Origin of the sequence: Hymenobacter rigui, assembly GCF_003944715.1 — a bacterium.
Lineage (GTDB): Bacteria > Bacteroidota > Bacteroidia > Cytophagales > Hymenobacteraceae > Hymenobacter > Hymenobacter rigui.
Window position 1 is genome coordinate 656,351 of record NZ_RWIT01000002.1, and the last position, 7,563, is coordinate 663,913.

A 7,563-nucleotide genomic window follows, 5' to 3' on the forward strand; every position below is an offset into this window, starting at 1 on the left:
AACTGGGCGGGTGCTTCGTTTATGAGAAGAATGGTGAACCGATTATTGCTGCTGGTACTACTGCTGACCGCTCTGAGTCCGGAAATATGGGCGCAGTGTACCCCAACGCCAAATTCGGGGGCGTGCTTTCGGGCGTATGATGCCATTACCGGTCAGGAACTGCCGTTTTATCTGTGCGTCGGCCGCCCCGTGCGCCTGCGCGACTGTAGCGGCAAATCCCTCGACCCGGCCCAGATTTATTACCGGCAGGCCAGTGCTATTGCCTGCTCCGGCTTTGTGGACACCATTACTACTTTTACCCCAACGGCACCGGGGGTGCTGGTGGTTACGCAGAATACGCAGGGGCCGCAGGGCGGCAGCCAGGGCATCATCTTTTCCCGCAACTTTGAAGTTAAGAGCACGCCCCTGCCCGCTTTCAGCCTCACCACCTGCACGCCAGGCTTCGTGCAGGTAACCGTAACGGACACCAACTACGACCAGTATTTCGTGCAGATTGGCAATGACGCGCCGGTACCGGCCCTGCGCAATGCCACGGTTACCTATCCCACCAGCGGCCCTTCCTCTGTAATGGTCATCGGCCGCTATAACCAGACGGGCATCTGTACCGGCACCGCTACCCGCACGTTCACCCCATTGCCGGCCCCGCAGCGGCCGGCGCTGCGCAGCCTCACGGTGCAGGGCAATACAGCGCAATTTCAGTTTAACGCGTTGCAACCCGAGTACCAGTACAGCCTACAGGTGGCCGATGGAGCCGCACCGGGCGGTTACCGTACGGTGGCTCCCATTGCCAGCAACCTGACCAGCTTCTCGCTCAGCAATGCGCCGCTACCCGGCTGTTACCGGTTGCTGCTCCAGGATAATTGCCAGCCCTCAGTGGTCAGTTCCTCGTCGTTTGTGATTTGCTCGGTAGCCCTCACTGGCACCACTCAAAACGGCCGCAACCTGCTCAGCTGGACTTCCGGCGGCCTTGGGGGCTACAGTCTAACCCGCACCGATGGTACCAACAGCGTAACGTTGCCCGTACCAGCCGGCTCCACGCAGTACACCGATACGGCCGTAACCTGCGGCACCGTGTACCGCTACCGCCTCACGCAAACCATGGGCACTACTACTTCCATCTCCGATGAGGTAGCCATTACCACCAGTCCCGGCACGGCCCCGGCGGCCCCGCGCCTGCTGGCCAGCTTCAACCTACGCAATCAGGTAGAGCTGACTGCCACCCTAGCCCGCAACCCCAGCGGCGGATTGCTCACGTTTCTGCGCAACGGGCAGGAGCTGCGCACTACCCCCCAGCGCACCTTGCGCGACTCGCTGCTGACGCCTTCCCTTGCCGACCCATTGTGTTACGCTGTGCGTTTCCAGGATGCCTGCGGCACCCGCTCCACCGATAGCGCCCCGGTGTGCCCGGTGCTGCTGGAGGCCCGCGCCGCCAACGACGAGGGTACCACCATTCGGCTGACCTGGACGGCCCTGCGTGGCCCCGACGTGGCAGCCGCTGTCAGCTACCGGTTGCTTACCCTCTCCCCAACCAATGCCGTACTGCGCAGCTTACCAGTGGCCAACGGCCTTACGTTTCTCGACCTGCAGCCACCCCAGGATCAGCAGGTGGTGCGCTACCGCGTGGAGGCCACGGGTGGCGGTTTGGCGGCCCCCAGCTACTCCAACGTAGCCTCGGTGGCCCGGCAGGTGAAGGTATTTGTGCCCACGGCCTTCACCCCCAACGGCGACGGGCTGAATGATGTGCTGGAGCTAAAAGGCCGTTTTCTCGACAATTTCCGCTTCGTAGTGATGGACCGGAACGGGCAGCAGGTATTTCAGGCCACCACCCGCACCCAGACCTGGGACGGGCGTATCGGCAACGAGAAACCAGCCTCCGGCGCGTATGTCTGGCGCTTCGAAGCCACCGACCAGGAGGGCAGACGCCTGGTCCAGCATGGCACCGTTACCATCATAAAGTAAGCGGTAGCCCCCCAAGTCGCACCCGAAGCCATATTGGCAGCCCGCCGCTTGTGGCCTGAAGCTTGTAGCTTGCGGCCCATTTCCACCCCCTAACTACCGCGTTCCGATGTTTGATATCATGGGCATGATGGGCAAGATGAAAGAGCTTCAGGAGAAAATGAAGCAGGCCCAAGACCAACTCCAGTACATTACTACTACCGCCGAATCGGGTGGCGGGCTGGTGCGGGCCACGGCCAACGGCCAGCGCCGCCTGCTGAAGCTGGAAATCGACGAGAGCCTGCTGCAGCCCCAGGACCGGGACATGCTGGCTGACCTGGTAGTGGCCGCCGTGAACAAGGTAATGGAAGAAGCCGGCGACAAAGCCAAGGAAGAAATCAAGAGCAAGACCTCGGGCCTCATCCCCAACATTCCCGGCCTCGACCTCGGCGGCTTTGGCCTCTAGTTTCGCCGGCCCTTGCGCCGATGTGGCAGTGGTTATTCTGAACTGGAATGGCCGCACATTTCTGGAGCAGTTCCTGCCCGGCGTGCTGGCCCATTCCGACGGGGCCACCGTATTCGTGGCCGATAACGCCTCCACCGACGACTCCGTGGCTTTGGTGCAGCAGCAGTTCCCAACGGCGCGCATCATCCAAAACTCCGGCAACCTGGGCTTTTGTGAGGGCTACAACCAGGCCCTGCTGCAGCTGGGGCCGGAGTTCCGGTACTACGTATTGCTGAACTCCGATGTGGAGGTGACGCCCGGCTGGCTGCGGCCCCAGCGTGAGCTGCTGGAAAGCAACCCGCGCATTGCCGCCTGTCAGCCGAAAATCCGGCAGTTTGGCCCCACCGTGGCCGAGCGGCAGCAGTTTGAGTACGCCGGGGCCGCCGGCGGCTACCTCGACCAGCTGGGCTACCCGTTCTGCCGGGGCCGCCTCTTTGATACCCTGGAAACCGATACCGGCCAGTACGACGACCCGCGCCCCGTGGCCTGGGCCACTGGTGCGTGTATGCTGGTACGGGCCGAAGCCTGGCACGCGCTGGGCGGGTTGGAATCGGCGTTTTTTGCGCACATGGAGGAAATCGACCTGTGCTGGCGGCTGCAGAACGCCGGCTGGCAGGTGTGGTACCACGGGGGCTGCGCGGTGTTTCACGTGGGCGGCGGCACCCTGCATAAATCCAACCCGCGCAAAACCTACCTCAACTTCCACAACGGCCTGGCCCTGGTGTACAAAAACACCCACTCCGCCGAGCTGCCCTGGGTGCTCACGATACGGGTGCTGCTCGATTGGGTGGCCGCCGTGCGCCTGTTCCTGCAAAACCAGCGCGCCGACTACCGGGCCGTGTTCCGGGCCCATGCCGACTTCTTTTTCCGCCGCGCCTACTGGCGGCAGCGCCGGCAGTCTCAGCCCCAGAAGCTCCGCAGCCGGGAGCGGCAAGGCGTATACCAGGGTAGCATTGTGTGGGCGTATTTCGGGCGCAGCCAGCGGAAATTCTCGGAGTTGAACGCCCGGGAGCTAACGTAAGTACCTTACCCTTTGGCCCCTCCCCGGGGTAGGAGAAGCCAGTTACGGCCGAGTACTACTGATAATCTATATTAAATAATCATTCGGCTCCCCCTCTCTCCCGGAGAGGGGGCCGGGGGGGAGGCAACGAACACAAAAAAGCCTGCTTCCCGGAAGCAGGCCTGGCACAAGCTGAAGCTTGTGCTACTACAAATCCCACACCGTGCGGCGCTGCTGGCGCAGGGCCCGGCGCACGTTCATCCAGAAAGCCAGGGCGAAGTACAGCACGATGGGCGAGCCAAACGTGAAGAACGACGCGTACACGAAGGACAGCCGTACGCTTCCCGAGGAGAAGCCAACCCGCTTGCCAATGGCCTCGCACACGCCAAAGCTCTGCTTTTCGATAAAGTCGGTTAGTCGTTTCATACCATCTGAGTATTCAGCTGCCGGGAGTGGCTAACCTGGTTCAACATACGATAATTAGTGGCGGTAGTCAAGCACTTACGCAGCAAAACCGCAACAAGATACGTCGGTTGCGAAGGTTTTTCCGTTTGTTGTCTGAATTTAGCGCCTCGCTTGCCTGTTGCCCATGCCCATTTCTGCTTCCCGCTACCTTACCGGAATTGCCCTGGCCGGAACCGCCGCCTGCCTGGCGGGCTGTTCGCCCCTGTCTAAAGTGCTCAAGCAGGCCCAAACCGGGCAGCAGCTGTCGGTGCAGCCCACCGTGCTGGAAAGCAACGGCGAAAACGTGCTGTTTGAGGTGACAGCCAAAGTGCCCGCCAGCCACCTGCGCAAGGGCGCGGCCTACAACCTGGGCCTGAGCTACCGCTACCAGAATGGCCTGCGTCAGGACACCGTGGGCCGCCTCACGTTCATCTCGGGCGAGTACACCTACGACGAGCAGAAGAAGGACCAACTGGTTATCCGCAAGCAGTTTTCTTTCCCCTATGCACCCCAGAAAAGCCCCGGCGAATTGGTGGCCCTGCCCGATGCCCGCGAAACCAGGCCCAACGGCAAGCGCGTGAAGGGCAAAGAGCTGGTGCTGGCCCGCGGCATCGTGACCACCAGCCGCCTGGTGGTGCGCCAGGATACGGCCATTACGCTGCTGCCTGAAACCGCCGACAATAACATGAGCGGCACCCGGGTGCTGCCCTTTTTCTTTGATGCCGGCAAAGCCGAAATCCGCAACTACCTGGGCACCAACGTAGCGGCACTGGAAGATTTTATTGAGGCCAACCAGCACACCGAGAAGGTGATGATTGTGGCCGGCCACTCGCCCGACTCGCTGGACCGCCACGACCCGCGCCTGGCCGACAAGCGCGTGCAGGCGCTGCTGAAATACTACAAAAACCGCGTCGATACGGATTCGTACCTGAACAAGGTCAGCCAGATTGACTTTGAAACCGAAGCTTACCACCGCCGCTGGGACCTGTTTCTGAACAAGGTGCAGCAGTCGGCCCTGAAGCCGGCTCAGATTGACTCGGTGGTGCTGCTCATCAACGATACGCCTGGCACCTACGCCCAGAAAGAAGCCGGCCTGCGCCGCCTGAGCTTCTACGACTACCTCGACCAGTACATCTACCCCGTCATGCGCTTCGGCACGGTGGCCGTGCGCTACTCCGCCCCCAAGCGCTACGACTCCGAAATTTACCTCCTCTCCAAGAAGATTGTGGAGAAGCAAACTGAGGCCGATGCCCTCACGCCCGAGGAGCTGCGCTACTCAGCCAACCTTACACCGCTGCTGGCCGAAAAGCAGCGCATCTACGAAACGGCCGTGGCCACCACCGGCCTCTGGCAGGCCTACCACAACCTGGCCGTGGTGCTGCTGCTGCGCTCCGAGAAAGAGGTGAACCCGAAAGTGCAACGGGCCTACCTGCGCCGGGCCGCCGTGAACTTCACGCTGGCCGCCCACCGCAACCCCACCGCCGAGCTGTTCTACCGCGTGGGCAGCGCCTACCACCGCGCCGGCGACCGGCTGGAAGCCCTGCAGAACTACGACTACGCCATCAAACTGGGTGGATCCCGCGCCGTGCTCAGCAAAGTGTTTGCCGATAAAGCGGCCCTGGAAATTGAGGTAGGCCAGCTCGATGACGCCCTGCGCAGCCTCAGCTACAGCTCCAAAACCTACCAGAACATTATGAACCGGGCCCTCATCTACGTGCTGAAGGGCAACTACCAGGGCGCGGCCGACATTTATGCCCAGGCCATTGCCCTGCGCCCGCAGGACCCACTACTTTACTATTGCCTGGCCGTGGTGGCGGCCCGCCAGCAGAACGAGCCCGCCATGGCCATGCACCTGCGCCGCGCCGTGCAGCTGGACCGCACCTACGCCAACCGCGCCGTGGAGGACTTGGAGTTCCGGGAATACGCCAAAGGCAAGCAGTTTATGGAGTCGTTGCGGTAGCCCTACTCGACCTATCAAACACCGAGGTAGTATAGACAAAGTGGACAGAAGAAGGACGTATCTTTCTCCTGTTACGGCAGCAAAAACCACCGGACCGTCGCCCGACACCCAGTGTACATACGACGACGCGTTTAAGGCCGGAGCCCTGCGCCTGGCATCCGAGAGCCGCAGTACGCAAGCCGCGGCCCGCAAGCTGGGCATCAGTCCTGAACTACTCTACCGCTGGCAGCAGGCCCAAGTGGTAGCCGAGGTCGGCAACATTGAAGTGGCCGTAATTCGGAGGTACGCGCCCTGCGCGCGGCCATCAAGCAGTTGGCTCATGAACTGGACAGTTTTAAAAAAGCCTTCCGGCACATCGCCCAGCGCCAAGTGCGGGTGCCCGTGCGTCAGCTCTGCCGCGTGTTGCACGTCGCCCCCAGCGCGTACTACGCCTGACGTCTGCGGCAGGACCAACCAGTGGCCGTGCGCCAAGCGTTAGTACGCCACAAGCGCTATGGTACGCTCTGGCTCCAGGCTGAAGTGCAGGCCTAGGACCATGACGTAGGCCGTTGGCGCATTCGGCGCGTGCTCAAAGCGTTGGCCTGCGCGCACAGCAGCCCCACTCGTTCGTATCACACACCACCGACTCGAACCCGACCGTGCGCGCTGCGCCCAACCGCTTGTTGGAAAATCGTGGGCTTTGGTGACGCTCCAACGGCACTTAGGACGTGCGCTTTCGCCATGACAGAGGACTTGGTCGGCGAAGCCTTGTGCCATGCCTTGTTGGTGTAACGCCCTCCGGCTGGACTGGTCGTTCACTCCAACCAGGGCAGTCAGTATATGACTTTCCGATTCAAAGCCCTCGCTGCCAAACATGACACGGCGCACTGCAGCGCATGAGCCGGCGCGGCAACTGCTACGATACCGCCCACGCCAAACCGTTTTGGAGCCGCTTCAAGGCTGAACTGCTTGACGGTGGTGGCTGATTTCGGGCTAGCCGAAGCCAAGCCCGAAATCAGCCACCACATCGCCTACTACAATGCAGAACGCTGCCATTCGGCGCTCGGCAAATACTCGCCCACCCACTTTGAAATCCCGCTTCAAACCACGTCACAATTGCGGCCGGCTTAGCTAGATCACCTCAAAGGAATTAGGTCTATAACCTTGAAATCTTTAATCTCACCACTTTTTTGCAAGATTGTCATATCTGCTAAATCGTGAATAGTTCATCTTATCGTTGAACAGCTACACAAGTATTAGAATGAGATGCTGACATAAAGAATATGACACGTAACCTATAATTCACCGTCCTGCACCATTTTGTAGATGGTGGATTTGCCAATATCAAGCTTGCGGGCCACCAGTGGCACGTTATGGTCGTACTTGTCGAGGTGGTGGCGGATGATATAGCGGCTGTATTCGCGCAGGGTGCGCTGCTCCGAGAGCAGGCCCAGCGTGCCCCCCGCCGGTGCGGGCGTAAACAGCAGGTCGCGCGGGGTTATCTCCTGGCCGTTGCAGAGGGCAGCGGCGAGTTCCATTACCGTTTTCAGCTCCCGTACGTTGCCCGGGTAGCTGTGGGCCAGCAGCCGAGCCTGAGCTTCGGCCGAGAGTGCGGGGACGGGTCGGTGATATTCGCGGCAGAACTCGAGCAGAAAATGCTGGGCCAGCAGCAGAATGTCGTGGCCCCGCTCGCGCAGCGGGGGCAGCTCGATGGGCAGGCCCACGACGCGGTAGTACAAG

Annotated in this window: 5 protein-coding genes and 2 pseudogenes; 5 read left to right on the forward strand and 2 right to left on the reverse strand. The window is 61.2% G+C overall.

Annotation, left to right across the window (positions count from 1 at the left end):
- Positions 1-30: 30 nt before the first annotated feature.
- The 3 genes from EI291_RS06975 to EI291_RS06985 all read left to right on the forward strand — a co-directional run bounded on the left by EI291_RS06975 (position 31) and on the right by EI291_RS06985 (position 3,461).
- Positions 31-1,959, forward strand: a complete 1,929-nt coding sequence (locus EI291_RS06975) for a T9SS type B sorting domain-containing protein (protein ID WP_170172542.1) — start codon at positions 31-33, stop codon at positions 1,957-1,959.
- Positions 1,960-2,065: 106 nt separating this feature from the next.
- Positions 2,066-2,401 (forward strand): YbaB/EbfC family nucleoid-associated protein, encoded by a 336-nt coding sequence (locus EI291_RS06980; RefSeq protein WP_125419077.1) that lies wholly within the window; start codon positions 2,066-2,068, stop codon positions 2,399-2,401.
- On the forward strand, positions 2,391-3,461 hold the full coding sequence (locus tag EI291_RS06985; RefSeq protein ID WP_240635399.1) for a glycosyltransferase family 2 protein: 1,071 nt from the start codon (positions 2,391-2,393) through the stop codon (positions 3,459-3,461). Before EI291_RS06980 ends, EI291_RS06985 begins: the two co-directional genes overlap by 11 nt.
- A 186-nt stretch (positions 3,462-3,647) precedes the next feature.
- Here the strand turns inward: EI291_RS06985 and EI291_RS06990 are convergent, their stop codons facing one another.
- Positions 3,648-3,866 carry a PspC domain-containing protein gene (locus EI291_RS06990; RefSeq protein ID WP_125419078.1) on the reverse strand — a complete coding sequence of 73 codons (219 nt, stop codon included), beginning with the start codon at positions 3,864-3,866 and terminating at the stop codon, positions 3,648-3,650.
- Positions 3,867-4,029: 163 nt separating this feature from the next.
- On the opposite strand from EI291_RS06990, the gene EI291_RS06995 reads away from it, so the two are divergent.
- A complete protein-coding gene (locus EI291_RS06995; RefSeq protein ID WP_125419079.1) occupies positions 4,030-5,844 on the forward strand; it encodes a tetratricopeptide repeat protein in 1,815 nt (604 codons plus the stop codon).
- Between the two features lie 40 nt (positions 5,845-5,884).
- Positions 5,885-6,022, forward strand: a pseudogene (locus EI291_RS23485) (hypothetical protein); the annotation flags it as partial.
- Between the two features lie 1,096 nt (positions 6,023-7,118).
- Here EI291_RS23485 and EI291_RS22800 read toward each other — a convergent pair.
- Positions 7,119-7,563 (reverse strand): annotated as a pseudogene (locus EI291_RS22800) (sigma-54-dependent Fis family transcriptional regulator); the annotation flags it as partial.

What these genes read in the sequence shown, in the direction of transcription:
- EI291_RS06990 (WP_125419078.1), bottom strand. Translation starts at nt 3,866, where the DNA reads ATGAAACGACTAACCGACTTTATCGAAAAGCAGAGCTTTGGCGTGTGC.
- EI291_RS06975 (WP_170172542.1), top strand. Translation starts at nt 31, where the DNA reads ATGGTGAACCGATTATTGCTGCTGGTACTACTGCTGACCGCTCTGAGT.
- EI291_RS06980 (WP_125419077.1), top strand. Translation starts at nt 2,066, where the DNA reads ATGTTTGATATCATGGGCATGATGGGCAAGATGAAAGAGCTTCAGGAG.
- EI291_RS06995 (WP_125419079.1), top strand. Translation starts at nt 4,030, where the DNA reads ATGCCCATTTCTGCTTCCCGCTACCTTACCGGAATTGCCCTGGCCGGA.